Raw genomic sequence first — 25,732 nt, forward strand, 5'->3', positions numbered from 1 at the left:
ATAACCGGATTCAGGAATAATTCAGTACGCGGTCCCGGATGCGGTGAGTCCGCCGCGCGGCCCGCCCGCCCACCACTGACAAGAAAACAAGGGTAAACCCCGATGGAGTTGCAGTTCACTCTGGTTGATTGGGCCATTTTCGCCCTCTACGGTGCAATCCTGGCCGCCAGCGGCTGGTTCTTCAGCCGCCGCAAAACCGCCGACAGCCGCGATTATTTTCTCGCCCGCAACACCATGCCGATGTGGATGGTGGCCATTTCCACCCTCGCCACCATCCAGTCCGCGGCCACGTTTCTCGGCGGCCCCGACCTGGGCTACAGCGGCGACTTCAGCTACCTGTTCACCAACCTGGGCGCGATCATCGCGGCGCTGATCGTCTCCCGGCTGCTGATTCCGCGTTTCTACGCCCAACGGGTCACCACCGTTTACGAGCTGCTGCAGTCGCGTTTCGGCACCAGTACCAAACACCGGGCCGGTGCCATGTACCTGGTGGGGCGCGTCTTTGCCAGCGGCGCCAGGCTCTATATGGCCGCCATCGCCGTCTCCATGATCCTGTTCAACGATATCGCCGCGGGCCACGTGGTGACCGCGGTGCTGATCCTGACCCTGGCGGGCCTGCTGCAGACCCTGGTCGGCGGCGTGCGCTCGGTCATCCACAGCGATATCCTGCAGTGCGCCGTGTATATCAGCGCGGCTGTCGCGGTCATCTCCGTGCTGCTGTCGCAGATCCCCGTGCCCCTGCCGGAAATAAACGCTGCGCTGCAGTCACCCGGCGAAAACCTGGATTCCAAGCTCGCCGTCGTCGACCTGGGCTGGGACCTCGGCGACCCGTTCAATGTCTGGGCCACCTTCACCGGTTTCGTGCTGCTGCACTTTGCCACCCTGGGGCTGGACCAGGATGTCTCCCAGCGCCTGCTCACCTGCAAGAATCCCCGCGACGGCGCCCGCGCCATGATGCTGTCCGTGGTCATGGTGGTGCCGGTGATGTTTGTGTTCATGGCCATCGGCATGCTGCTGTACGTGTTCTACCAGCGCCCGGACCTGATGGCCGGCGCGGCCGGGCCGGCCCCCACCGGTGGCGACATCACCGTTTTCATGCACTATGTACTGAACGAAATGCCGCAGGGCCTGCGCGGCCTGGTGACCGTCGGCGTCATGGCGGCCGCCCTGTCCACGCTCAATTCCAGCCTCAATTCCATGGCCAGCGTGCTGACCGAGGACCTGTACCGCGGCTGGCTGAACAAGCGCCATATCGATAAACCGGCCCGCCACTTCGTCCTCGCCGGGCGCATTTCCATGTGCGCGCTGGCCCTCGCGCTCGGCGGTATGGCCGTCGTCTGCTACTACTGGCAGCAGTACAGCGAACTGCCGCTGATCACCTTTGCGCTGTCGGTGATGGTGTTCGCCTACTCGGGCCTGCTGGGCGTTTTCTTTACCGTGCTGTTTACCCGCCGCGGCAACAGCACCAGCGCCGGCCTGGCGCTGGCCGCGGGCTTTCTCGTCACGCTGGCCCAGCAACCCTGGATGATCGGCCTGGTGAGCGACGCCGCCCCGACCGACATCGCCTTTACCTGGCAGCTGTGCCTGGGCACCGTGATCGCCTTTGCCGTCTGCTGCCTGGGCAGGCCCGAGCCCGTCTCGATCGACAACCGGTCATTGGAGGGATCCAGTGCATGAGCGACTATTTCATCGGCATCGACGGCGGTGCCACCAAGACCCTGGGGCGGCTCGGCGGCGGCGACCTGGCGCCGCTTGAAATACGCAGCGGCGCCAGTTCCCTGAGCCGCGAGCTGCCGGAAGCCATCGCCAGCATCGTCGGCCTGGGGCGACAACTGTTGGCAAAGCGCGGCATCGACCCTAAACAGGTATCCATCGCCTGCGGTGTCGCGGGGGCGGGCAACCCGGTCGCCGCGGAACAGCTCCGCACGCGCCTGCAGGCCGCGGGTTACGCCCGTGTACTGGTCACCTCGGATGCCAGGACATCGCTGATCGGCGCCGGTGCCGGCCAGCCCATGGTGATGGCGGCGATCGGTACCGGCTCCGTGGCCATGCGGCTGGGGCGGGACGGCAGCATCCGCCAGTTCGGCGGCTGGGGCCTGGCCGTGGGCGACGAGGGCAGCGGCGCCGCCATCGGCAAAAGTGCGGTGCGCGCCCTGTTGTGGGAACTGGATATTCACGGCCGCGCCGCGAGCGGGCTCTGCCGGCATATCATGGAACACGTCGGCTACGAGCGCTCGACGATCCTCCCCTGGCTGCAGCGGGCCGGCTCGCGGGAGTACGCCGCGCTGGCCCCGGCCGTTTTCGAACATCTGCCGCACAGCCGGTTGGCGGAGGATATCGTCGGGAAAACGGCCGTCGACCTCGAGCGGTTGATCCGCACCGCCGGCGACGATGAGGCACTGCCGCTGGCCCTGCTGGGAGGCCTGGCCGGGAAAATGAGCCCCTACCTGTCCGCGGACCTCCGCTCGCGGCTGGTGCGCCCGCTCGGCACGGCCCTGGACGGCGCCTGCTCGCTGGCACAGCGGGATATGGAACTGGTTTGATTTCCGCCGATTCGGCGCAACGCAAGGCGGGCACCAGCCGCGGCCGGCAGGCCCGCCCCTATGGAAAACGCAATGTACGAAGATCTCATACAGGAATTAAGTCTGCTCGCCAGTGAGGCGCGCAACCCGGACACCCAGGATATCGACCTGCTGCCCACCGTCTCGATCCTCGAGAAAATCAATGTCGCCGACCGCGAGGTGCCGCAGGCGGTGGAGCGGGTGATTCCGCAGATCGCCGAGGCCGTCGATCACATCGTCGACGCTTTCAAGGCCGGCGGCCGGCTGGTGTATATGGGCGCCGGCACCAGCGGGCGCCTCGGCATTCTGGACGCGGTGGAGTGCCCGCCCACCTACGGCGTGCCGGAAGACATGGTGATCGCGCTGATTGCCGGCGGCGGGGAAGCGGTGTACCGCGCCCAGGAGGGGGCCGAGGACAACCCGGCGCTGGGGCAGTCGGATCTCGAGGGTATCGGCCTGACGGAGAAGGACGTCGTGGTCGGTATTGCCGCCAGCGGCCGCACGCCCTATGTGATCGGCGGCCTGCGCCATGCGCGCAAGCTGGGCTGCACCACCGTCGCCCTGTCCTGCAACCGCACCGCGGCCATCGCCGATGAGGCCGATATCAGGATCCTGCCGGAGGTGGGGCCGGAAATCCTGACCGGTTCCACCCGCATGAAGGCCGGCACCGCCCAGAAGCTGGTGCTCAACATGCTGACCACCGCCAGCATGATCCGGCTCGGCAAGAGCTTCTACAACCTGATGGTGGACGTGAAGGCCACCAACGCCAAACTGCGCGGGCGCACCCGCCGCATCGTCATGGAGGCCACCGGCGCCTCCCTGGCCGAGGCCGACCGCGTCTTGGGCCAGTGCGACCACAACGCCAAGATCGCCATCATGATGATCCTCAGCGGGCTCGAAAGAGACAGCGCGGAAAAAGCCCTGGACGACGCCGATGGTTTCCTGCGCCGCGCGCTGCAGCAGGTACAGGGCGACAGCGCCGGGGCAAAACAGGGCTAGCGGCCCGCTAACCCACTGTCCTTTCATCCAGCGCATCGGCGACAAGCTCCAGCCAGTGGCGCACCGGCTTGTCCGTTCCGCCCTGCAGGTGCAGCAGGCAGCCGATATTGGCCGTCAGGATGGTCTCCGGATCCGTCGCCTGCAGCTTGCGCAGCTTATCCTTTCGCAGGGCGCGCGCCCGGCCCGGTTGCAGCAGGGAATAGGTGCCGGCGGAGCCGCAGCAGAGATGCGCGTCCTCCACCGGCGGCAGCTGCAACCCCAGGCGCGACAGCAGCGCCTCCACCCTGCCGCCGAGGCGCTGGCCGTGCTGCAGTGTGCAGGGGCAATGGAACACCGTATTGTCCAATCCGCCCAGCAGATCGCTGTCGAGCGGCGTTTCGCGCAGCACTTCCTCCGCCAGCTCCACCGGATCGCGCAGCAGTGCGGCGATCCGTTGCGCCTTTTCCCGGTAGCCGGGGTCGTCGGCCAGCAGCGCCGGGTAGTCCTTCAGGTGCACGGCGCAGCCGGAAGCCGTGGAGACAATCGCCCGCAGCGGCCGCCGCTCCAGTTGCGAACACCAGAGATCGATATTTTTCCGCGCCATGTCGCGCGCCTGTTCCTCGGCGCTGGTGTGAAAGCTGGCGGCGCCGCAACAACCCGCCGACGGCGCCTGCAGAACCGGTACCGAGCAGTGCGCCAGGACGCGCTGCAGGGCCGAATCGATGCCCGGCCGCAGCAGCGGCTGCACACAGCCGCCCATCAACAGCACCGCCCCGGAATCGGGGCCCTCTTCCCCGCCGGCCGCTACCGGCGCCCGCCCGCCCCGCCGCGACGGGAAATAGACGCGGCGCAGCCTGCGCGGCAGCAGCGGCGCGGCCAGCCGCCCCATCCCCAGCAACACCCGCAGCAGGCGCGGCGACAGCAGCAACTGCCGCACCAGGGCGCGCAGGCCCCGCTGCGGGAAACTGCGCGGCGCCAGGCGCTCGACCGTCTCCCGGCCGATGGATACCAGGTGGTGGTACTCGACCCCCGACGGACAGGTGGTCTCGCAACTCTGGCAGGTCACACAGCGATCCAGGTGCGTGCGCGTGGCGGCGCCGGCCTCGCCGGTTTCCAGCATTTCCTTGATCAGGTAGATGCGGCCCCGCGGGCTGTCCAGTTCGTTGCCCTCCAGCAGATAGGTGGGACAGGTAGCAGTGCAGAAGCCACAGTGCACACAGGCATTCAGTATCTCTTCCGCACGCCGGGAATCGTTTTCGGAAACCAGGCCCTCGACCAGCTTTACCTGCATGGCCTACACCTCCCCACCGGTAAAACAGGTTTCGGCGAGATGGGGATTGAAGATCCCCTGCGGGTCGAATGCCCGCCTGATGCGCCGCTGCCAGCCGCGGCCACTATCCGCAACCTGCGTGGGCCGCCCGCGCAGCACGCGCACGAAACCGCCCGCCTCGCCGGCCCGGCGCTGCAGCGCCGGGTGATCGCCACCGGCCACCCAGGTACGGGCGCCCTCCCAGTCCACCATGACGTCGCCACTGTATTGCGCCGGCGGCGCGCCCCGCGGCAGGTAGACGGCGGCGAGCTGTTCCGCGGAGAAAAAGTCGTGGCGCAGGTCCCGCAGCGCACTCCAGTCGAAATCGCTGTCCTCGCCGCCGAGAGAATCCAGCAGTGGCCTGACCGCGGCCCGCCGCCCGCTGAGGCGCAGGTACAGCCGTCCATTCCGGTGACAGGCGCCGCTGATCAGCGGGCGCAGCGAACGCGTCTTCTGCCACCACTGCGGCAGGTCGGCGGCGGGCACCAGGAAACTGCGGGTCAGGCTGCACTCGGGCCGCGGCAACAACCGCAGGCTGACGTCCAACAGCACGCCGAGCGTGCCCAGGGCGCCCACCTGCAGCCGCGACAGGTCGTAGCCGGCCACATTCTTCATCACCTGCCCGCCGAAATTCACGATCTCGCCGCGGCCGTTCAGCATCCGGCAGCCGATCAGGGAATCCCGCAGCGACTGTCCGAAAGCGCGCGCGGGCCCGTCCCAACCGCTGGCCACGGCGCCGCCGATGGTGCTGGCGGCGCCCGGCTGCGGGATATCGGCCGCAAACCTCTGCCCCTCGGCGGCGAGCAGTGCCTGTAGCTCCGCCAGCGGCGTGCCGCTGCGCACCCGCAGCATCAGTTCGTCCGGCTGGTAATCGATCACGCCGCGGTGTTCGCCCACGTCCAGCCTATGTCCGCCCAGCGGCAGATTGAAACCGGTGCGGCTGGCGCCGCCGGCGATAGCCAGGCCCCCCGCCGCGCCGCCGGCCGCGGCCGCCCGCAATACCCGCTCGACCTCTTCCTGCAGCTGCAGGCTGCAATCCCGTTCAGCCATCGGATTTTCTCAACATTCGGTATTCCTGGCAGTGCGCCAGGGTGGGAATCAGTTTGCCCGGGTTGAGCAGCCGGTCGGGGTCCAGCGCGTCCTTGACGGCGAGGAACTGGGCAATTTCCGCATCGCTGAACTGCACTGCCATCTGGTCGATTTTCTCCAGGCCCACGCCGTGCTCGCCGGTGATGGTGCCGCCCACCTCGATACAGTACTCGAGAATATCCGCAGCCAGGTGTTCGACCCGGTCCACGGCGTCGACTTCGCGGCCGTTGAACATGATGATCGGGTGCAGGTTGCCATCGCCGGCGTGAAAGACATTGGCCACACGCAGTTGGTAGCGCGCGGCGAAGCGATCGATGGCTTCCAGTACATCGCCGATGCGGTGGCGCGGTACGGTGCCGTCGATGCAGTAGTAGTCGGGGCTCAGGCGGCCGACGGCCGGGAAAGCACTCTTCCTGCCCTTCCACCAGAGTTCCCGCTGGGCGGCGTCGGCGGCGCGCTGGACCCTCGTCGCGCCGGACCGCGCCAGCACCGGCTCGACCACCGCCATGTCCGCGGCCACCTCCTGCGGCTGGCCGTCCAGGTCGATCAGCAGTATGGCCGCGGCATCGAGCGCGTAGCCCGGGTGGCAGAATTTTTCCGTCGCCTCGATCGCCAGCGCGTCCATCATTTCCAGCGCCGCCGGAATCACGCCGGCACGCACGATCGCGGAGACCGCGTCCGCCGCCGCGCGCACTGTCGGGAAGTCGGCCATCAGCATGCGCGTGCGGCTCGGTTGTGGCGTCAGCCGCACCGTCACCTCGGTGACGATGCCCAGGCCGCCCTCGGAGCCGTGCACCAGTGCCAGCAGATCGTAACCCGGTTGCGCCGGGCAATCGCCCCCCGCGGTCAGTACTTCGCCGTCGATGGTGACCAGGCGCAGCCCGGTGACATTCTGCACCGTCACCCCGTATTTGAGACAGTGCACGCCGCCGGCGTTTTCCGCCACATTGCCGCCGATGGAGCAGGCGATCTGCGACGACGGATCCGGGGCGTAGAACAGGTTTTGGGCCGCGGCGGCGCGGGATATCTGCAGGTTGACGACACCGGGCTGCACGCGCGCGGTCATCGCATCGGGATCGATCGACAGGATACGGTCCATGGGGCTGGTCACCAGCAGTATGCCGCCGGCATCGGGCCTGGCGCCGGCAGACAGGCCGGTGCCGGCACCGCGGGAGACCAGCGGTACCTGCCACTCGCGGCAGAGCCTGGCCACCGCCACCACCTCGGCTTCGCTGCGCACCAGTGCCACGGCGCGGGGGCGCTCTCGGTATACCGGCAGCGCATCGCACTCGAACGGCGCCACACGTTCACATCCGCTGATGACGCGGTCACCGGGCAGGATGCGGCACAGGGCCTCGACAATGGGGTCTCGCTTGGAGTGCATATCACACCTTCCAGATAATCCGGCGCCGGTAGAGCTGCCACAGGGCACCGTAAAAAATCGCCAGGCAGCTCAATGCGAATGCCAGCGAACCACCGTAGCCACCGAACAGCGGCCGATAGACGCCATTGAACAGCCACTGTTTCAGCGACAGGTCGCCCACCGGAATCGCGATCAGTAGCCGGCCGACAATCCCCGCGAGCATGAACAGGGCGATGGCGTTGATCCCGAACACCAACAGCGGCGCCAGCGCCCGGCGCTGCCCGCGGATATCGGCCAGGTAAAAACAGCCGGCCAGCAGTATCAGCGATACGCCGCCGGTCACGGCGACAAAACTCGGCGACCAGAGCGCCTTGTTGACCGGTACCCAGGGGTGCAGCAACTGGCCCAACGCCAGCAATACTAGCCCGCCCAGTAACCAGTATGCGGCGAGGCGCGTTTTCGCCGCCGGCGACTGTGACGAGGCGCGCCACCCCAGCCCCGCCAGCACACCGAGCAGGCAGGTGGCCGCCGCCGGCAGTGTGGTCAGCAGTCCTTCCGGGTCGAAGGCGAACGGCTGTGCGGTCCGGTAGTAGACATGTGTACTACCGAGGATCGCCTGGTCCAGCCAGGCGGAAAAATGGTTGCCGAACGACAGCTGGCCGCGAAATATCTCGCCGGCACCATCGCTGTAGGGCACCCACAGCATCAGCAGCCACGGCGCGATCGCCAGCGTCAATGTGGCCACCAGCAGCCCGCGCGGCGAACACCAGCGCAGCAGGTAACAGCATATGATGTACACCAGCGCGATGCGCTGCAACACACCCAGCCAGCGGATGCGCTCGAGGCGATCCCGCAGCCAGTTGTAGTCGGCGTCGCGGAAATTGTAGAAAAAGACCGCCAGCAACAGGCCCAGCGCAAACAGTTTCAGTGCCCGCGACCACTGCCGGCGCCCCACAGCCGGGAACTCGCGCCGGTCGCCATTGGCCAGCACCAGCGACAGGCCGACAACAAACAGGAACAGCGGGAAAATCACGTCGGTGGGTGTCCAGCCGTGCCACTCGGCGTGCGCCAGCGGCGCGTAGACATGGGACCAACTGCCGGGGTTGTTGACCACCACCATGGCGGCGATGGCGAGCCCGCGCAGCAGGTCGACGGCCACCAGCCGCCCCTCGGGCATGGCGGCGAGAATTTCGTTGCTGTGGCGGGAAAGCACCGTCCGTTACTCCGGGTAGAGCAGGTAGGGGCGGCGCTGTTGCAGGTAGTGCTGCAGCGCCGGCTGCCAGCTGCGGCGGATCTCGGCCTCGCTGTCGCCGCGCAACACGGCGAGTCGCAACGCATCGGTGCCCGCCAGCTTGTCGAAGAAATCCGCGCGGGAGAAAAACGCCTGGTCGGATTCGCCGCTACGCCGGCGCCAGTCGAGCAGGTAGGCGAGCGTAAAGCGGTCGCCGCTGTCGCCGCGACGCAGGTCGTCGCCGCGGAGCAATTCGCCGCGGTGCTTGGGGTTTTCGCTGGCGCCGGGGATGGGAATGGGTTTGAAGGAGAAGTCCCCACGGTTGTCGCCGGGGTGGCCGATCACCTGGAATGGGTAGGGCGTGCCGCGGCCAATACTGACGCTGGTGCCCTCGAACAGCCCCAGCGACGGGTAGAGGCGGATGGCGCGGTCGTTGGGCAGGTTGGGCGAGGGTTTTACCGGCAGCGAATAGCGCATCCGCTTGCGGTAGCCGGCCACCGGAATCACGCTCAGGTCGCACTGGGCACCGCCATCGAGCCAGCCCTCGCCGTTGATCATCCGCGCCAGTTCGCCCACGGTCAGGCCGTGCACCAACGGGATCGGGTGCATGCCGATAAAGCTGCGGTATTGCGGCTGCAGCACGGGGCCGTCGACGTAGTCGCCGTTGGGGTTGGGGCGGTCGAGTACCATCAGCGGTATCCCGTAATCGGCACAGGCCTGCATCAGGTAGTGCAGTGAGCTGATGTAGGTGTAAAAACGCACGCCGACGTCCTGGATATCGAACAGCAGCCAGTCGAGGCCGCGCACATCCTCGCGGGACGGCTTGTGGTTGCCGCCGTACAGGGAAACAACCGGCAGGCCGCTGGGGCCGTCCACACCGTCGGCCACCTCGCCGCCGTTCTCGACATCGCCGCGGATACCGTGCTCCAGCGCGAAGATCCGCTCGATATCCAGGTCCCGCTGGCGCAGGAAGTCGATCAGGTGCTGGTCGCCGACGCGCGAGGTCTGGTTGACCACCAGGCCCACGCTGTGGTTTTCCAGCAGCGGCAGGTAGCGACCGGGCTGTTCGGCGCCGGTCAGCAATTCACTGCCGGCCAGTGACGGACCAGCGGGCAGCAGCGCAATGGGCAATGCCAATAGATAGCGGAAAATTCCGGATTGATACATCTTTTTTCCTCGAGCTAGTGGGTCGCTTGTAAAGTTCGGTAACAAAGGAGCACAGCCAAATCGTTCAGATCAAGGCGAGAAAGCGCTGGAATAGCAGCGTTATTTCAAGCTTTCTCAACGCAGAGCTGGACGATTTGGCGAAGCGAACTGTTACTTAACTTTGCGAGCGGCCCACCACCTGGTGCTGATAAGGGGACCCTCGGGCGGCCCAGCTACCGGGGGAAGTTTGCGGGACACGCTGTGAATACATCCATGTACACTCGGGATCGACATCCATGTCTCATACGGTCCCGCAAACTTCCCCCGGTAGCTGGACCTTCACTCCAGGCGATCGTTTTCTTTTCCGACCCCTTATTTCTCAACTCAAGTTTCGGAGTTCGACAAGCCAGTCAATGGCACCCCCGCGCCGGTCTGCCCGGGACGTCAATGACTTGAATCCTACGTTATGCCCTTGCCAGCCATTCGCTGCATTTCAGCAACACCATCGGATTCCTCCCCCGGCGACATCACCCGCAGCGCAATCTCTCCCTGCACGCGCCGCACCCCGTGCATTTCCAGGTCCGCCCGATCAAAGACATAGGACAGGATGGCCTCGAGTATTTCCGCGGTAATTGCCTGCCCCGGCACCAGCAGCGGGATACCCGGTGGATAGGGCACCACTTCATCGCAGGCCACGCGGCCCGACAGTGTGTCGATACTCCCGCGGTTCAGCGCCAGTTTTTCGCCGCGGGCGAAATAGGCCGTGCGCGGCAGCACCGCAATTTTACTGAGTGCGGGCAGCGGCTGTGTTCCCGGCGCGCGGTTTTCGCCACCGGGGGCTGTCCCGGCCAGTTTTCCCAGCGCCTGCTTCAGGCGTAGTACCTTGCTTTCGGTGGTGCCGATGGTGACCAGGAACGACAGGGTATTGTGGGTGTTTTTTTCCACCTGAATGCCGAATTCGCCAAACAGCTGCTGCTGGGCGCGGGGAGCCGACAGACCGGCGCAGCCGACGTCGATGGTCACCTTGGTCGGGTCCAGCCGGATACCGTCGCCGGCCAGCTCGGCACTGCAGAGGTCTTCGACCGTCAGGCAGCGGAACGGGGTGGCGTCGTGTACGAAATTGCGGATGGCTTCGGCGTACCCCAGGGTTCTCTCCAGTACCTCGAAGCCCTCGATACTCATCTGCTTGCGGGCCATGTCCAGGCTGGCAATCATGCCGTACTGCGGACTGGTGGAGGTGTGCATGTTGATATCTTCGCGGAAGCCGGCCGCGTCGAAGTCTTCCGCCGCGGCACCCACGTGGATCATGCTGGCCTGGGAGAAGGCCGACAGCATCTTGTGGGTCGACTGGGTCACGAAGTCGGCACCGCACTCCAGGGCAGTGGGCCGCAGTTGCGGGTGGAAGCGGCCGTGGGCGTACCAGGCCTCGTCGATCAGTACCGCGATGCCGCGGCTGTGGGCGCGCTCGATAATCGGCTTGAGGTCGTAGCGCAGGCCGTCGTAGGTGCAGGAGGTGAGCACCAGCATACGCGCGGACGGGTTGGCGTCGATGGCGGCGAAGATATCCGCCCTGGCCACCGGCCCGTAGATGCCGTAGTGCCGGTTGACCGAGGATTCCAGGTAAACCGGCAGCGCGCCGGTCATGACCGCGGCGTGGTGGACGGATTTGTGGCAGTTGCGGTCCACGATCACGCGGTCGCCATTGCGCAGCAGATGCTGCAGTACGATTTTGTTGGAGGTGGAGGTGCCGTTGGTAATGAAATAGCTGTGGCGGGCACCGAAAGTGTCGGCGGCCATCTGCTGTGCCTGCCGGATCACACTGACGGGCTCCAGCAGCGAGTCGAGCATTTTCACGCTGACGGACAGGTCGGTATTGAAAATATGCTCGCCCATAAAGCGGTAGAAATCCGACAGCCAGGGGCTGGCGCTGAGGCTGTCACCGCTGGAGTGGCCCGGCGTGTGCCAGGAGTCGCGCGCGGCGTAGACGTATTCTTTCAGCGCATCGGCAAACGGCGTGGCCGTGCGCTGCAGCAGGATGCGGCGCAGTGTGCGATAGACGACACCGTAGTTGGGTTCGGCGCGGGAGACGATACATTCAAAGGCGTGGGGCTGCGCCGGGATCGCACCGGTGGTCAGCAGGGCGCAGTCGATTTCGGCGCGCTGGCTTTTTATCGCACGGTGGCATTCCGCCAGCGCCTCTTCCCCCAGGCTGCCTTCGTCCAGGGCCACCAGTTGGGTGGCCCCCCGCCGCAGGAAACCGTCCAGGCCGGCGATGCCGGTCTGGAAAAATTCCAGCCGCACGGGCGCGTCGCCATCGCTGTCGGCGGCCTGGGCCAGCTCGGCGACCCAGCGTTCGCCGAACGGCGCATCTTCGGTGACCAGTACCAGGCTGCAATACCGCATCGATATCTCCCCTAAAACAGGAACAGGCCCAGCGCGACAAACCCGATCGCGCTGATGGCGCCGGCGCGCAGGGCGTAGGGCAGCTGGGTTCGCACATGCTCGATATGCTCGGTGCCGGAGGCGAGCGAGGAGACGATGGTGGTATCGGAAATCGGCGAGGCGTGGTCGCCGAAGATACCGCCGGACAGTACCGCGGCCACAAACAGCGCCGGCTCGGCACCCAGCGCCGATGCCACCGGGATGGCGATCGGCAGCATGATCGAGAAGGTGCCCCAGCTGGAGCCGACGGAAAAGGCGATCACACCTGAGACCAGGAAAATCACCAGAGGCAGCAGCGCCAGCGGAATGCTGTCGCCCACCATGCCGGCGACGTACTCACCGGTTCCCAGCGCCTTGGACACGCCGCCGAGTGCCAGCGCCAGCACCAGGATCACGGCCAACGGCAACATGCGCCCCGCCCCTTCCATCCAGGTGTGGCTGAGTTCGTCCAGGGTCATGATGCGCTGCATCAATACCAGAATGGATACCGCGGCCAGCGCCGACAGCGAGGCCCAGAGCACGGAAGTGGAACCGGAACCGGCAAACAGCTCGCCGTCGCCGGTGATCCACAGACCCGCCGGCATCGCCAGTATCAGCACCAGCACCGGCAACAGCATATTGACCAGCCGCGGCCTGGCCCTGCGGTGTTCCTCTGTGTGCGCGGCAAACTCGATACCGTCCGGGTCGCCGGCCGCAGTGCGCGCTTCCGCCGCCGCCATGGGGCCGGGGTTGTAGTTTTTCTGGATGGTAAACGCGGTCAGGGCGACGGCGCAGATTGCGTAGAGATTCAGCGGGATGCTGGCCAGCAGCACGGACAGTGGATTGCTCACGCCCAGTCCGTCGAGCAGGCCCAGGTTGAACGCGCCCCAGGCGTTGAGCGGAATCAGCATGCAGATGGGGGCGGAGGTGGAGTCGATGATGTAGGCGAGTTTTTCACGGGAAATCCGGAAGCGATCAAACAGCGGTCGCGAAACCGTGCCGGCCACCAGTACGGTGATATTGGATTCGATAAAGATGACAATGCCCACCAGCCAGGCCATCCACTGCGCGCGCCTGCCGTTGGTCACCCAGCGGCTGCGCTCCAGGAACTGGACAAAACCACTCACCGCACCGCAGCGCTCCAGGGTCACGATAAACGCGCCGATCACCAGCGTGAACACCACCACCCGCGCGTCGCCGGCATTTGCCAGCACCGCCAGCACGCCGTCCAGCGCCTCGGCCAGCGAGGGGAAAAAACCCGAGCCATTGAGCAGGAAAAAACCCAGCCAGATACCGGCAAACAGCGCCAGGTATACCTGCCGTGTGAGCAGTGCCAGGCCGATGGCAAGAAAGGGGGGTAACAGGGTAATCCAGGTTAAATCATTCATACGGCTTTTATTGGTTATTACTCAAGTTTCGGAGTTGGAGACGGCATAAGCCGGGACGGGTACGCCCTTCTGGGACTGTCTGCGAGAGGGACCTCGCGGACAAGCCTACAGGGATGTATTCACGGCGGGGGCGCCTAGCCGTGTCCCAGAAGGGCGTACCCCGTCCCGGCTCCCTGAACTGAACCGCGAAACCTGAGTTATCATTGAGCAGCGACAACGGGCAGCTTGTTGCGAATAAGAAAGACAGGTGGCGGCCCTGATACCGGGGGAAGTTTGCGGGACCGTATGAGACAGGGATGTCGATTACGAGCGTACAGGGAAGTATTTACAGCGTGTCCCGCAAACTTCCCCCGGTAGCAGGGCCTTCGCATCTCACTCATATTTTCTTTTCCGTTAGAGTCGCACGTTTATTGATACCATGCTCCCTTAATTAACCCGAAATTAACCCGCAAGCCCATCTTCAACGAACCACCGGCTCGAGCAATCTCAAACTGCCGGCATCGCCATCCAGCTCCGCCATGGCCCCCACGGGCACCACCGTCTGGTCCTCGACATGACCGATCATCAGGCCGCGCACCACCGGCACTTCCAGACCGGCGCAGCGCTCGCGCAGCACATGCTCGATACTGAAACTGTTGCCGTCGACATCCGCCTCGGTAAACTTGCCGAAAGCGATGCCCGCCACCTGCTCCAGTTTGCCCGCCAGCCACAGCTGCGTCAGCATCCGGTCGATGCGATACGGCGCCTCGCCGACATCTTCCAGGAACAACAGCTTATCGCGGAAATCCGGTTCAAACGGTGTACCCAACAGGCTGCATACCAGTGTCAGGTTGCCGCCGATCAGGCGGCCGCGTGCGCGACCGCCGCGGAAACGGGTAATGCGGTTTTCGCGCTCCACCTTTCCGGGGCGCGTCTCGAACGGCGGCGGCGCGCCGATCCCGGCCGGCGACTGTCCGCGCACCAGCACCTTCCGGAATTCCTCCAGCGTGTAGTCGGTAAAATTCTGCGCGGCGATGGGGCCGTGGAAAGTGATCATGCCGCTGCGCTGTGAAATCGCATTCAGCAGCGCGGTGATATCGCTGTAGCCCAGCAGCACCTTGGGATTCTCGCGGATGCTGTCGTAATCGAGCATCGGCAGTATCCGCGGTGTGCCGTAGCCGCCGCGCAGGCAGAAGACCGCATCGACACTGCGGTCGGCAAACATGGCGTTGATATCCTGCGCCCGCGCGGCGTCCGGCCCGGCCAGGTACTGGCTGCGCCGGTAGAGATGCTCCCCTTCCTTGACCTGGAAACCGAGGGACTTCACCACGTCGATGGCGAAGCGGATATCCTCGTTTTCCCACACGTTGCTGGCCGGCGTCACCAGCCCCACGGTCATGCCCCGCTCGAGGCGCCGTGGCAACCGCAGCTCGCCGGTGGAGGGAGCGGCGGCAGCGCCGGAGGCCGCCAGGCCACCGAGCAGCGGCGCGGCCACCAGGCCCTTGATCAGGTCGCGTCTGTTCATTGTTGCTCCTCGCCGCCGACCCGCTCGAAGCGCAGGTCGGGAAAATCGTAACTGAAATCGACGCCGCGGGATTGCGGCTGCATGGTCAGTATCAGGGTACCGGTTTCGTCCCGCTCGGCCATCAGCCAGGCGTCCGCCTGCAGGCTGCGGTCGTCCCAGCGCAGGCTCCAGACACCCGGTGCCGCCATTTCCAGTCCGCCCGCCAGCCGCGGCGACTTCAGCGAGCGCCAGCGCAGTTCGCCGCTGTCGCCCTCGATCCGGATCGGGCCGAACCAAGGATCGCGGTAGCGGCCCGGCAGGTCGCGCGCGGCCACCGCGGAGTCGATCTGCGGCGGCGGGTAGTGTTCCGGCTCCAGCGGTTCGGCTGCGCCGCCGTACAGCTCCTGGAAGTACGCCAGCCAGTCGCGCGGTTCCGCCCCCAGGTAGGGTTTCAGCAGGCCGTAGATCAGCGACTGCCGGGCGACACCGGCACTGCGGTTCATCAGCACCACCAGCGCCAGGTCCTTCTCCGGCACCACCGCCGCCCAGGCGTACATGCCGGACAGGGAACCGGTGTGATGGATAACCCGCAGGCCGTGCATGTCCTGCACGCGCCAGCCCAGTGCATAGGCGTAGAAGTGGCCGGCATCGCGCCGTGCGCGCTCGTCGGACATCGGCATCAGCGTGACCGGTTTCCACAGGCGATCGCGGCTCTCCTCGGAGAAGATGCGCTCGCCATCGGGCGTCACGCCGCCGGCCAGCAGGGTGCGCAGCCAGCGCAGCATATCGCCGGCGCTGCAGTGCATGCCGCCGGCCGCCGCCAGTACGATCGGCTGGTCGCCGGCGAGGTTGGGCGTATCCACCACCAGCCGGTTGTTTTCGAGCCGGTGGGGGTCGGCGAGGTTGTCGCGGGCCGTTTCCGGCACCGGTCCGGCGTAGCAGTGCCGCAGGCCGAGCCTGGCCAGCAGGTGTTCCTGCACAAAGTCTTCGTAGGATTGCCCGGAAACCGCGGCGATCAGTTCGCCGGCAACAATGTAGAGGAGATTGTCGTAGGCGTAGTCTGCGCGGAATTTCTTCGTCACCGGCAGGTACTTGAGCCCGGCCAGCACGTCCGCGCGGGTGAACTGATTCGGCTGCGGCCACAGCATCAGGTCGCCGGCCCCGGCACCGAGGCCGGAGCGGTGGGTGAGCAGGTCCTCGACGCGAAACTCGCGCGTGATCCAGGGGTCGCCCAGCTGGAATTCCGGCAGGTAGTCGACCACCCGGCTGTCCCACTGCAGCCTGCCCTCTTCCACCAGCAGCGCCAGCGCGGCGGTGGTAAAGGCCTTGGTGGTGGAGGCCAGCTTGAACAGCGTCTGCGGGTCGACCGGGCGGGGATTGTCCACATTGGTGACCCCGAAACCACGCAACAGCACCGGCTCCCCGCGCTGCCAGATGCCCACGGCGGCGCCGGGCACCCGCTCCTCCTGCAGCACCCGGGCGACCAGGGACGCGGCGTCTTCCCCGGCGGGTTCCGCCGGCCCGGAGCAGGCGGCCAGCAACAGCACCGCAGATATGGCGAGAATTTGCGTTCGCATTCTGTTGCCCCCTGTAAAGCCTCTGCCGGGCCGTTTATGCTGTTGCCGCAAGCGGGCGCCGCTACAGCACCACTTGACGGAAGTGACCATTCAGAATAATTTATCAATACAGGAATATCGTGTAAATATAAATTATTCTAAAACGTCGATAAAAACTTCCGGAGCCCGCCGTGTCCGACCGCCGACTGCCGCGAAAACTCGCCCTGCTCTTCTCCACCCTGTTTGCCCTCGTATCGGCCATTGCCGACAGCCGCGGCGACCTGCACCGCGTGCAGGTGCTGGTGGACAAGGGCCACTACCGCCAGGCCCGCACCAGGATCCAGCAGCTGCTGGACCAATCGCAGCCGGAGAAAACCCGGCACCAGTTGCTGTTCGAAGCGGAGAGGATGCGGCGTATCGAGAAGGAGTTCACGCTGCGCGAAAAGGATCTGGCGGCCGCCATTCGCCACTATATTCCCGACGCCAGCGAGGAGGACATTCGCCGCTGGAACAGCGAGGGATTACTGGAGAACAAGGTGATCGACGGCGAGCGCCGCTACTTCCACAAGGCCGCGTCCAACCTGCTGCAGGTTTCCGCGGAGGCCGCCCGGCGCAGCGGCAATTTCCGGGGATTTGCCGACGGCGCGCCGCTCTATGGGATACACCCGCATCACCGCGAAGTCATCGGCTCTGCGGCACCGGTCAGGAAACGTATCCGGGTCGACTACACGCTGTCGGTCGACGCGGGCGCAGTACCCGCCGGTGAAACCATTCGCGCCTGGCTGCCCTTCCCGCAGGAACTGCCCGGGCGGCAGGAAAATATCGAGCTGCTGGAACACTCGCCCGCAGACTACGAACTGGCCCCCGCGGGCACACCGCAGCGCACCATCCATTTCGAGCGGCGGGCCAGCGCAGAAGGCCCTACCGAATTCAGTATCAGCTACCGCTTCGACAGTATCGCCCGCTTTACACCGGTCGACCCGCAGCGAGTCGAAACACCGCCCGCGAGTGCGGCACTGGCGGACTTCCTGGCCGAGCGCCCGCCGCATATACGCTTTACGCCGGAACTGCGCGCCCTGTCGCAGCGTATCGTCGGCGACGAGCGCAATCCCTACCGCATTGCGCAGAAACTGTTTGCGTATGTGGACAGCATCCCCTGGGCCGGCGCGCGCGAATATTCCACCATCCGCAATATCAGCCAGTACGCCGCCGAAGCGGGCCACGCAGACTGCGGCCAGCAGACGCTGCTGCTGATTACCCTGATGCGCCTGAACGGCATACCGGCCCGCTGGCAGTCCGGCTGGGAATTTTCACCGCAGAGCTTCGACACCATGCACGACTGGGGGGAATTCCATCTCGCGCCCTACGGCTGGCTGCCGATGGATGTGACCCACGGCCTGCTGGCCGGCGATTCCGAGCGGGAGAACTGGTTCTACCTCGGCGGCCTCGATGCCTACCGGCTGATATTCAACACCGATTACGGCCGGCCGTTCGTGCCGGCCAAGCAGCATTTCCGCTCGGAAACCGTGGACTCCCAGCGGGGCGAGGTGGAGTGGCGCGGCGGCAACCTGTATTTCGACCAGTGGCGCTACCGCCTCGACTGGCAACTGGTGGAAGCGGAGTGAGGCGGGCTACTGATCCGCGATCAGCAGGCCGCCGATCAGGCTTTCGATCACGTGCAACTGCGCCGAGCGGAACAGTAGCCGCTGCACGGCCTGCTCCTCCTCTGCGGGCATGACATAGAGACTGATATCCGCGTGAATGCTGGCCGCATTGTAATTGTAGCGGGTGAGACTGAGCACCTTCACGCCCCGCTCGCGGGCGCTGTTGGCGATATCCACCAGGGATTCCTCGCCGCCCATATCGCAGATGATGCACAGCAGGTCTTCCCCGTCGAGGGATTCGGCCATGCTTTTCTGCAGCGGGCCACCCTGGTCAAAAACGGCCCAGGCGCCCAGCTCCAGCAGTTGGTAAGTCAGGTATTGCGCCACCGCCACCGATCCGCTGCAGGCGGACACCTGGATACAGCGCGCGGACTGGATGGCGGCCACCGCCGCCTGTAGCTGTTCCGGTTCATTGATGCTGACGGTATTTTCCAGCACTTCCAGCTTTTTCTGCCCCAACTGGCTGATCGGGGTGTTCGCCTGTGACAGGTGGGTATAGACCTCGTCAGGGGCGGCATGGTTGAGCACGCCGGCGTAACTCTCATAGACGGCGAGCTTCAGGCTGGGGTAGCCCTTGTAACCGAGCTTCTGGGAAAACTTGACCACACTGGACTGGCTCACACCCACCGCATCGGCGAGCTGCTGCGAGGAGTAATCGCGCAGCAGCTTGGTGTTCTCCATGATGAAGTCGGCGAGCTTCCGTTCGTTGACCGACATCTGGTCGCGCATTGCACGCATTTTCAGTAAACACGTCATGACTTACCGCTCCGCCGGCCCGTCCAGGTGCTGTTACAGCAATTGCAGTCCATCTATTTTTTCTATTCCCAATCCCGGGGTTTCGTTCAGGATGATATCCGCATCCCTGTAGGTAGCGCCACCGACCACCGGATCATACTGGCACAGGGAGGGCACATCCAGGTCCAGTTTTGACACTACCGGGGACTTGGCCGCGGCCACGTGGGCGGCGGCGGACACACCGATACTCGTTTCCAGCATACAGCCGACCATGCACTCGACATCGTAGAGGCCGGCGATATCGGCGATTTTCAGCGCACTGGAGATGCCGCCGGTTTTCATCAGCTTGATATTCATGATATCGGCTGCGCGACGCTTGATCACCTCCATGACCTCCAGCGGCCCGAAGATACTTTCGTCGGCCATGATCGGGGTTTTCACCCGCTCGGAGATATAGCGCATCCCCTCGAGATCGGAGGCCTTCACCGGTTGCTCGATCAGTTCCAGCATCACACCCGCATCCTCGAGGCCGCGAATAGCCAGCACCGCCTCCTTGGGCCTCCAGCCCTGGTTGGCATCCAGCCGCAGCAGCGCGCGGCCTTTTACCGCCGAGTAGACCGCCTTGATCCGCTCGATATCCAGGCCGATATCCTTGCCCACCTTGAGCTTGAGGATCTCGAAACCGCGCTCCACCGCGTTTTCGGCGTCGGCCACCATTTTGTCGATATAGTCGACGCTGATGGTGATGTCCGTGGTCAGGCTGTTGTCGCCACCACCGAGAATGCGGTAAAGCGGCGCATTATAGCTCTGCGCAAAAAGATCATACAGGGCGATCTCGATCGCCGCCTTGGCACTGGTGTTGTGAATCATCGCCGCGCCGATTTCCCGCGTCAGCCGGTTCAGGTCGGCAACGTTGCGGTCCAGCAGCCGCGGGGCAAAAACGGTGCGGATCGCCTCGATGACCGAACCGTGTGTATCGCCGGTAATCACAGCCGTCGCCGGGGCATTGCCGTAGCCTATGTGGCCGGTATCGGTTTCGAGCATCACGATCACATCCTCGACACACTCCACGGTGCGAAGCGCGGTCTTGAAGGGAGTGATCAGAGGCACTTTGAGCATGCCCAGCTTCACGTCGACTATTTTCATAACTGTACCGATCAAATAATGCTTTTTATTGCGTAAATACTGCCGACGATGCTTTTCTCGCGACTGAGCATCAGCGGTTTCAGCGGCGTTACCGAAACCCCGGACAGGGTACCGCTGTAGAACTTCCTGCCTGCGTCGAAATAATTCAGGCCGGTCACATCGTGGATCACATAGGGCTCGCCGCCCACCCGGCCGATATACATCATGACATGGCCGGGGATATAGAGCAGGTCGCCGACTTTCAGCGACGCCAGCGCCCTTTCCCGCGCCGCGCTGTCGCCCTCGTCGAAGAAACGGGTCGGAGCGAACTTTCCGTGCCCCTGCTGGCCGGAGTTGCGCGGCATCAGCACGCCGAACGACTTGAACACCTCACCGACAAAGCCGGTGCAGTCGCGGGCATTGTAGTCGTGGCCCCAGCCGTAGCGCTCACCGAGAAACTTGAACGACTGTCGCAGGAGTTCCGACGGGCGGTAGGGCAGATGCCCCACATGCACATCGCGGCTGCGGGCGATCAGTGCCGGCTCGAAACCCAGCCCGCCGTCGTCCCGGCGCACCGGCAGTTCGACGATGTGGCTGGCGTAGGGATTCTGGCCGTGCACATTGTGGCCCACCTGACGCGCGCTCAACAGCGGCAGTGACACCCCCATATCCAGCAGCCGCTCCGACGTGCGGGCATCCTCCGGGTTGTAGTTGGTACGCACCTGGGCACCGGTCACCAGCAGCCGCGGCCCGCGATGTGCCCAGCGCTCGATCTCGCCCCGGTCGCCGGTGGCCACGGCGGACTTGGGCAGCCAGGCGGCGTAGTGGTAATTGAGCGCAAACCACCAGTTGCCGTCCGCACTCTCGTGCAGCAACGCAACCCGTTGGCCGGGAAAGACACCGGTTTCCTGCAGGCGGTCCAGGTCGCCACCCGCGGGGCTCTTGTAAATCCGCTGCCGGGTGGGATAACTGCGCATGCTCGCGCGCTGCACGACCAGCCCCCAGCGGACATCGACGGTATCGGGGATCCTGTCGCGCTGCACGCTGGCCTGCAGCCGTTCGTAGTCCGCCGCCGAGACGGGGGATCCGTCGCTGTGGTAGCGGGGGGAGGAGGCGGGCCGACTGACGCCGTCGAGCAACGCCAGCACCCGGACCCTGTCCAGGGTATCGCCCAGGGCGCTGAGGTCGCGCAGGTACTCACCGCGCGCGAGGTTGCCGGCATTGAAAGCGGAGATCTCTCCGGCGGACATGCGAAGACTGTCGTCTTCGAGGCGCTGTACCCAGTAGTCAGCGGAGAGCATTTCCTCCCGAATACCCGGCACATCGGTAAAAAATTCGTCGGATGGCGCTTCGCGGGGCGGTTCCGCCGATTCGGCACAGGCGGACAGCCACGAGGCGAAAAGCAGGCCCCCAAGCAGTGTTATTGTCTTCATTACATCTCAATGGCGATCAGCCAAACCCCCGGTCAGCGCAATCATCATCCCATTTGAAAGAATACATTATTCTGACCACCCCAACAACAAAGAATAAAGCGTGAAAAAAGCCGGCGCAGGGCGCCGGCAAGACAGAGACCGGAGGGGCCACACCGGGGCGGTGCGTCGGCCCCTCACGGGTTGGGGTCGTTAAAACTTGTAGTTTGCACCGAGGAAGAAGCGGCGGCCGTTTTCCCACTCGCTGCCCTGCAGGGTGGGACCGCCGTCCACCTTGAAGATTTCGTTGACCGTTTCATTGGCCAGGTTGAGGGCCTCGGCACGCAGCGTCAGCTGGTCGGTCAGGTAGTAACTGAACTGGGCGTCCAGCGATGCCTGCTCGTCCCGGAACAGGCTGCCGACCGCCGTTTTTGCGCGGAAGAACTCGGAGCGATAGTTATAGGCCAGGCGCGCGCTGAATTTTTCGTTCTCGAAGAAACCGCTCAGGTTGGCCATATGCTCGCTGTTACCCGGCAGCGTGACCGGGCCATCCTCGGTCTTCGCGTCGCCCACATCGGTGTAGGTGTAGTTGCCGACGAAGCCGAAACCGTTGTCGAAGCTGTACTGCAACTGCGCCTCGAGGCCGCTGAGGTCCACGCCCGGGCCGTTCTGCGGCCGCGACATCGACTGGATATCGACCACGCCGTCCGGGCTGACAACCTGTTCCGCGCGAATCTCGGTAAAGATGTAGTCGTCGATCTTCTTGGTAAACAGGGTCGCGGCCGCCATGGCACTGTCGGCGAAATACCATTCGGCCCCCAGGTCGTACTGGGTCGCGCGGTAGGGATTGAGCGCCGGGTTGCCGCCCGAGCCAGAGCTGGTCTCCGGCGTCAGGGAAACGGATGACGTCAGTTGGCTGGGGCTCGGCCGCGCGATCACCTTGGCGGCGGCAAAGCGCAGCACCACATCGTCGTTCAGGTCCCAGGCCAGGTTCAGGCTCGGCAGGACGTCGGAGTAATCCGAGGTGACCTCGTCGTAGAGGTAATCCCCCTGCTCATCGGAGAAGCTCCAGGCGCCGGAAGTGGTGTCGGTGGTCACGTAGCGCACACCGACATTGCCGCGAACACCGGTCGCATCGTCGGCAAAGTCCGCTTTCACGTAGACGGCGTCCACTTTCTCGTTGATATCGAAGATCGAGGGATACCAGGTCTGGTCGCGGTTGGAGCACAGTTCCGCACTGCCGGCCCGGCAGTCCGGCAGCGCATCGAAATAGGCGTTCAGCTTGTCGCGGTCCGGATCGAAGTAGGCGCCGGGGGCGAAGCCGGTCTCGCCGTGCAGGCCACTCACCACGGCACCGCTCCAGAAGTCCGCGGCGGTACCGAAGTAGCCGCCCGCCGCATCGAGATTGGAGGCGTAGGTCCTGACGCGGTCCTGGCCGGTGTCCCGGTCGCGGCGCTTGTAGCCCACCTTGATCTGCTCCACCGGGCCGAAGTCCACATCGAACTCCGTGTCGACCTGGGCGTAATCCTCGGCGTCGCTCATGAGAATGCGGGATTCGAAGTAACCGTTCAGGACCAGCTCGTCGCCGGGGTTGGTGATCCAGCCGCTGTCGGCAAAGCTGCCGCTGGGACCGCCCTCGTTGCTGTAACTCCAGTTCACGCGATCGTCGTTCGCCTGGTTGAAATACTCGTAGAACCAGTCGTTGGCCCTGCCCTCGGAAGTGGTGCGGCCGAGCTGCGCGTGAACGCGGGCGAAGCCGAGATCGTAGTTCATGTCCAGGTCGAGCACGTCGGTGTCCATGCTCGAGCCATCGCGGTAGATCACATCGTAGGCTACGTGCGAGCCCACTTGTGAGCCGTCGATATCGGCCCCGATCAGCACGCCGTTTTCGTCCACCCGGCTATTGGTGGCGCCGTCGCGGACACCGTTGCCCGGCAGCGGCAGGAAATTCTGGTTGCTGTTGGAGGCACCCAGCTCCGAGGCCATGTAGTGCAGGGTCGCGTCGAACCGCTCGCCGGGCCGGTACTGCAGGTTCAGGTCGACACCGCGGCGCTCGCGATCCTGCTTGAACAGCGCGGACCCCAGCCCCCAGGGTACATAGACGTCTTCGCCGGTGTCCGCGGTGTTGTAGACACTGTAGTTGCCCAGCACTTCCGCGCCGTGGCGCTCGACCGTGCGATCCTGGAATACCACAGCCCCCAGCACGCCGAAGGTGCCGGCCTCGTTTTTCCAGGAGGCCATGGCAGAGCCGGACGGATCCCACTGCTCCGGCAGTTCGCTGTACTGGCTCTCCAGGCTCACGGACGCGGTACCGGAATCCATGTCCAGCGGTTTGCGTGTGCTCAGGATGATGGTGCCGCCCACCGACCCCTCGTCGATATCCGCCTGCGGGGTTTTGTAAACCTCGGCGCTGGCGATCAGGTCGGACGGCAACATTGCGTAGTTGAAACCGCGGGACAGCGCGCTCAGCACCTTCCACTGGGAGGTCGCCACTGTCTGGCCATTCAGCAGGGTCATATTCAGGGAAGAATCGGTGCCGCGAATGGATACATCCTCACCCTCGCCGAAATCGCGGGAAATGGAGACGCCGGGCACACGCTGCAGCGCCTCAGCCACATTTTTGTCCGGGAACTTGCCGATATCCTCGGCGGTGATCGCATCCACCACCGAGTCGGCGTTGCGCTTCATGTCGATATTCTGTTCCAGGCTGGCCCGGATGCCGACGACGGTGACCTCCTCCAGGTTGTCGCCGCCCTGTGCCAGGGCGCCCGTCGAAGCGATGGCCAGGGCTGCCAGGGACCCCAGGCGGACGAGTGATTGGTTGGCGGACCGAATGGCCCGATCGAGCTTGTGCATCTTATTCCCTCGCGTCGTTTTTTTATTGAGTTATCCACTTTCGGTCGAGCGACCCGCGTCGAAGACAGCGCTGTCTTATGGAATAAACTATTTCAGAGAATGTAGACGGTCAAGAATTATTTATGTTTAATGGCGGTACTGGCGCACAGTGGCGGGAATAAATATTCGGACTATTCCGCACTAACTGTCTTTTATGTCAACCGAAGGATCCCTTACGGGGCAAAGGCACGCGACAGGGACAAATATAACCATGACTGGCGGCCGGATCTCGCCGGGCCATTTCCGGTACCGCCACCAGTACAGTATCCCGACCCGGCTATCAGACTGGAGGAGCCCCAATGCCGACTACCGGAACAAAGCGCGGCTGGAAGAGCGCGCTGATCGCGTCCGCCTGTACCCTGACCCTCAGCGCCTGCAGCGGCGCTGGCGGAGGCTTCAACAGCGCCGCCAGTGGCGATTTCCAGCTCGAGACAGTGGCATCGCAGAACGCCAGCGAACGGGTGCGCTTCCTGGTCATGCACTATACCGCCGAGGATTTTGCCAGCTCACTGCGCATACTGACGCAACCCAGCCCCTACCCGGTGAGCGCCCACTACCTGGTGCCGGAGAGTGGCGACCCCAGCTATCCGCACTCCGATCTCCGCGTCTACCAGCTGGTGGACGAGAGCCGGCGCGCCTGGCACGCGGGCCCGGGGGAATGGGAGGACCGCACCCAGGTCAACGACCAGTCCATCGGTATCGAAATCGTCAATCAAGGCCGCTGTCACCCGCCGGTGGAGATGGTGGCGCAGAAGGCCGGCGAAGAGGTGTGTTTCTTCCCCGAGTTCGACGATCGCCAGATCGAGCTGCTGATAGCGCTTTCCCACAGCATTCTAGAGCGCTACCCGGAAATCACCCCCACCCGCGTCGTCGGCCACAGCGATATCCGCCCGTACCAGAAAGTCGACCCGGGCCCGCGCTTCCCGTGGGAGCAGCTGGCCGCGGCCGGTATCGGCGCCTGGTACGACGACGACACCGCCGAGCGCCACCTGGAAAACCTGCGCGGCAACACCAGCAGCGACCGCGACAGCATCCGCCGGCGCTTTGCCCGCTGGCTGTCCGATTACGGCTACGGCATCGATCCGGAAACCGCCAGCGACGAGGATATCGGTCTCTACACCCGCGCCTTCCAGTACCACTTCCGGCCGTGGAAGGTCGACGGCGAAGTGGACAACCAGACCCGCGCCATTCTGCTGGCACTGCTGGAGAAGTATTTTCCGGATAAACTGAGCGGCTACAGCGAAATCAACACCCGGGTACTTGCGGAACTGCAGCCGGACGAATAGCGATCCCGGTGCGCATGGCGCCCGCAGCAAAGCGGAAACAGGCCGGTACAGAAACCGGTTGCCCGAACACTTCAGAAGAACCTGGGAACAACA

The 25,732-nt window shown here is 64.7% G+C and carries 18 protein-coding genes; 5 read left to right on the forward strand and 13 right to left on the reverse strand.

Features of this window, described 5'->3' with window-relative positions; genetic code table 11:
- The first annotated feature begins 102 nt into the window (after positions 1 to 102).
- From MWN76_RS01740 to murQ, 3 genes are all read left to right on the forward strand, one after another.
- Positions 103 to 1,677: a sodium:solute symporter gene (locus MWN76_RS01740; RefSeq protein ID WP_250458832.1), complete on the forward strand. Its 1,575-nt coding sequence runs from the start codon at positions 103 to 105 to the stop codon at positions 1,675 to 1,677.
- A complete protein-coding gene (locus MWN76_RS01745) occupies positions 1,674 to 2,543 on the forward strand; it encodes a glucosamine kinase nucleotide-binding domain-containing protein (protein WP_250458834.1) in 870 nt (289 codons plus the stop codon). The genes MWN76_RS01740 and MWN76_RS01745 overlap by 4 nt, the downstream gene beginning before the upstream one ends.
- A 72-nt stretch (positions 2,544 to 2,615) precedes the next feature.
- Positions 2,616 to 3,560 carry an N-acetylmuramic acid 6-phosphate etherase gene (gene murQ, locus MWN76_RS01750; RefSeq protein WP_250458836.1) on the forward strand — a complete coding sequence of 315 codons (945 nt, stop codon included), beginning with the start codon at positions 2,616 to 2,618 and terminating at the stop codon, positions 3,558 to 3,560.
- A gap of 7 nt (positions 3,561 to 3,567) precedes the next feature.
- Here murQ and glcF read toward each other — a convergent pair whose 3' ends face one another.
- The 9 genes from glcF to MWN76_RS01795 form a co-directional block, all read right to left on the reverse strand.
- The gene (gene glcF / locus MWN76_RS01755) at positions 3,568 to 4,830 is read right to left on the reverse strand and encodes a glycolate oxidase subunit GlcF (protein ID WP_250458838.1); all 1,263 of its coding nucleotides are present in this window, start codon (positions 4,828 to 4,830) and stop codon (positions 3,568 to 3,570) included.
- A gap of 3 nt (positions 4,831 to 4,833) precedes the next feature.
- On the reverse strand, positions 4,834 to 5,898 hold the full coding sequence (glcE, locus tag MWN76_RS01760) for a glycolate oxidase subunit GlcE (protein ID WP_250458839.1): 1,065 nt from the start codon (positions 5,896 to 5,898) through the stop codon (positions 4,834 to 4,836).
- The gene (locus MWN76_RS01765) at positions 5,891 to 7,321 is read right to left on the reverse strand and encodes an FAD-linked oxidase C-terminal domain-containing protein (protein ID WP_250458840.1); all 1,431 of its coding nucleotides are present in this window, start codon (positions 7,319 to 7,321) and stop codon (positions 5,891 to 5,893) included. Before MWN76_RS01765 ends, glcE begins: the two co-directional genes overlap by 8 nt.
- A gap of 1 nt (position 7,322) precedes the next feature.
- On the reverse strand, positions 7,323 to 8,513 hold the full coding sequence (locus tag MWN76_RS01770) for an acyltransferase family protein (RefSeq protein WP_250458841.1): 1,191 nt from the start codon (positions 8,511 to 8,513) through the stop codon (positions 7,323 to 7,325).
- A 6-nt stretch (positions 8,514 to 8,519) separates the two neighbouring features.
- Entirely contained in the window at positions 8,520 to 9,698 is a 1,179-nt protein-coding gene (locus tag MWN76_RS01775) for an exo-beta-N-acetylmuramidase NamZ family protein (RefSeq protein WP_250458842.1), read from the reverse strand.
- A gap of 438 nt (positions 9,699 to 10,136) precedes the next feature.
- Entirely contained in the window at positions 10,137 to 12,080 is a 1,944-nt protein-coding gene (locus MWN76_RS01780; protein ID WP_250458843.1) for an aminotransferase class I/II-fold pyridoxal phosphate-dependent enzyme, read from the reverse strand.
- Positions 12,081 to 12,091: 11 nt separating this feature from the next.
- A complete protein-coding gene (locus MWN76_RS01785) occupies positions 12,092 to 13,486 on the reverse strand; it encodes a Na+/H+ antiporter NhaC family protein (protein WP_250458844.1) in 1,395 nt (464 codons plus the stop codon).
- Between the two features lie 460 nt (positions 13,487 to 13,946).
- On the reverse strand, positions 13,947 to 14,990 hold the full coding sequence (locus MWN76_RS01790; protein ID WP_250458846.1) for a S66 peptidase family protein: 1,044 nt from the start codon (positions 14,988 to 14,990) through the stop codon (positions 13,947 to 13,949).
- Positions 14,987 to 16,546 carry a serine hydrolase gene (locus MWN76_RS01795; protein ID WP_250458848.1) on the reverse strand — a complete coding sequence of 520 codons (1,560 nt, stop codon included), beginning with the start codon at positions 16,544 to 16,546 and terminating at the stop codon, positions 14,987 to 14,989. The genes MWN76_RS01790 and MWN76_RS01795 overlap by 4 nt, the downstream gene beginning before the upstream one ends.
- Before the next feature lie 170 nt (positions 16,547 to 16,716).
- Here MWN76_RS01795 and MWN76_RS01800 point away from each other — a divergent pair, with 170 nt between their 5' ends.
- A complete protein-coding gene (locus tag MWN76_RS01800; RefSeq protein WP_250458850.1) occupies positions 16,717 to 18,150 on the forward strand; it encodes a transglutaminase-like domain-containing protein in 1,434 nt (477 codons plus the stop codon).
- A gap of 6 nt (positions 18,151 to 18,156) precedes the next feature.
- Here the strand turns inward: MWN76_RS01800 and MWN76_RS01805 are convergent, their stop codons facing one another.
- The 4 genes from MWN76_RS01805 to MWN76_RS01820 all read right to left on the reverse strand — a co-directional run bounded on the left by MWN76_RS01805 (position 18,157) and on the right by MWN76_RS01820 (position 24,314).
- The gene (locus MWN76_RS01805; protein ID WP_250458851.1) at positions 18,157 to 18,945 is read right to left on the reverse strand and encodes a MurR/RpiR family transcriptional regulator; all 789 of its coding nucleotides are present in this window, start codon (positions 18,943 to 18,945) and stop codon (positions 18,157 to 18,159) included.
- A gap of 33 nt (positions 18,946 to 18,978) precedes the next feature.
- Positions 18,979 to 20,070 carry a dipeptide epimerase gene (locus MWN76_RS01810; protein ID WP_250458852.1) on the reverse strand — a complete coding sequence of 364 codons (1,092 nt, stop codon included), beginning with the start codon at positions 20,068 to 20,070 and terminating at the stop codon, positions 18,979 to 18,981.
- An 11-nt stretch (positions 20,071 to 20,081) separates the two neighbouring features.
- A complete protein-coding gene (locus MWN76_RS01815; protein ID WP_250458853.1) occupies positions 20,082 to 21,482 on the reverse strand; it encodes an SH3 domain-containing protein in 1,401 nt (466 codons plus the stop codon).
- Between the two features lie 189 nt (positions 21,483 to 21,671).
- Positions 21,672 to 24,314, reverse strand: coding sequence for a TonB-dependent receptor (locus MWN76_RS01820; RefSeq protein WP_250458855.1), 2,643 nt, complete (start codon positions 24,312 to 24,314; stop codon positions 21,672 to 21,674).
- Positions 24,315 to 24,652: 338 nt separating this feature from the next.
- On the opposite strand from MWN76_RS01820, the gene MWN76_RS01825 reads away from it, so the two are divergent.
- The gene (locus MWN76_RS01825; RefSeq protein WP_250458857.1) at positions 24,653 to 25,639 is read left to right on the forward strand and encodes an N-acetylmuramoyl-L-alanine amidase; all 987 of its coding nucleotides are present in this window, start codon (positions 24,653 to 24,655) and stop codon (positions 25,637 to 25,639) included.
- Positions 25,640 to 25,732: the final 93 nt, after the last annotated feature.

The sequence above is a fragment of the Microbulbifer litoralis genome, assembly GCF_023634065.1.
Lineage (GTDB): Bacteria > Pseudomonadota > Gammaproteobacteria > Pseudomonadales > Cellvibrionaceae > Microbulbifer > Microbulbifer litoralis.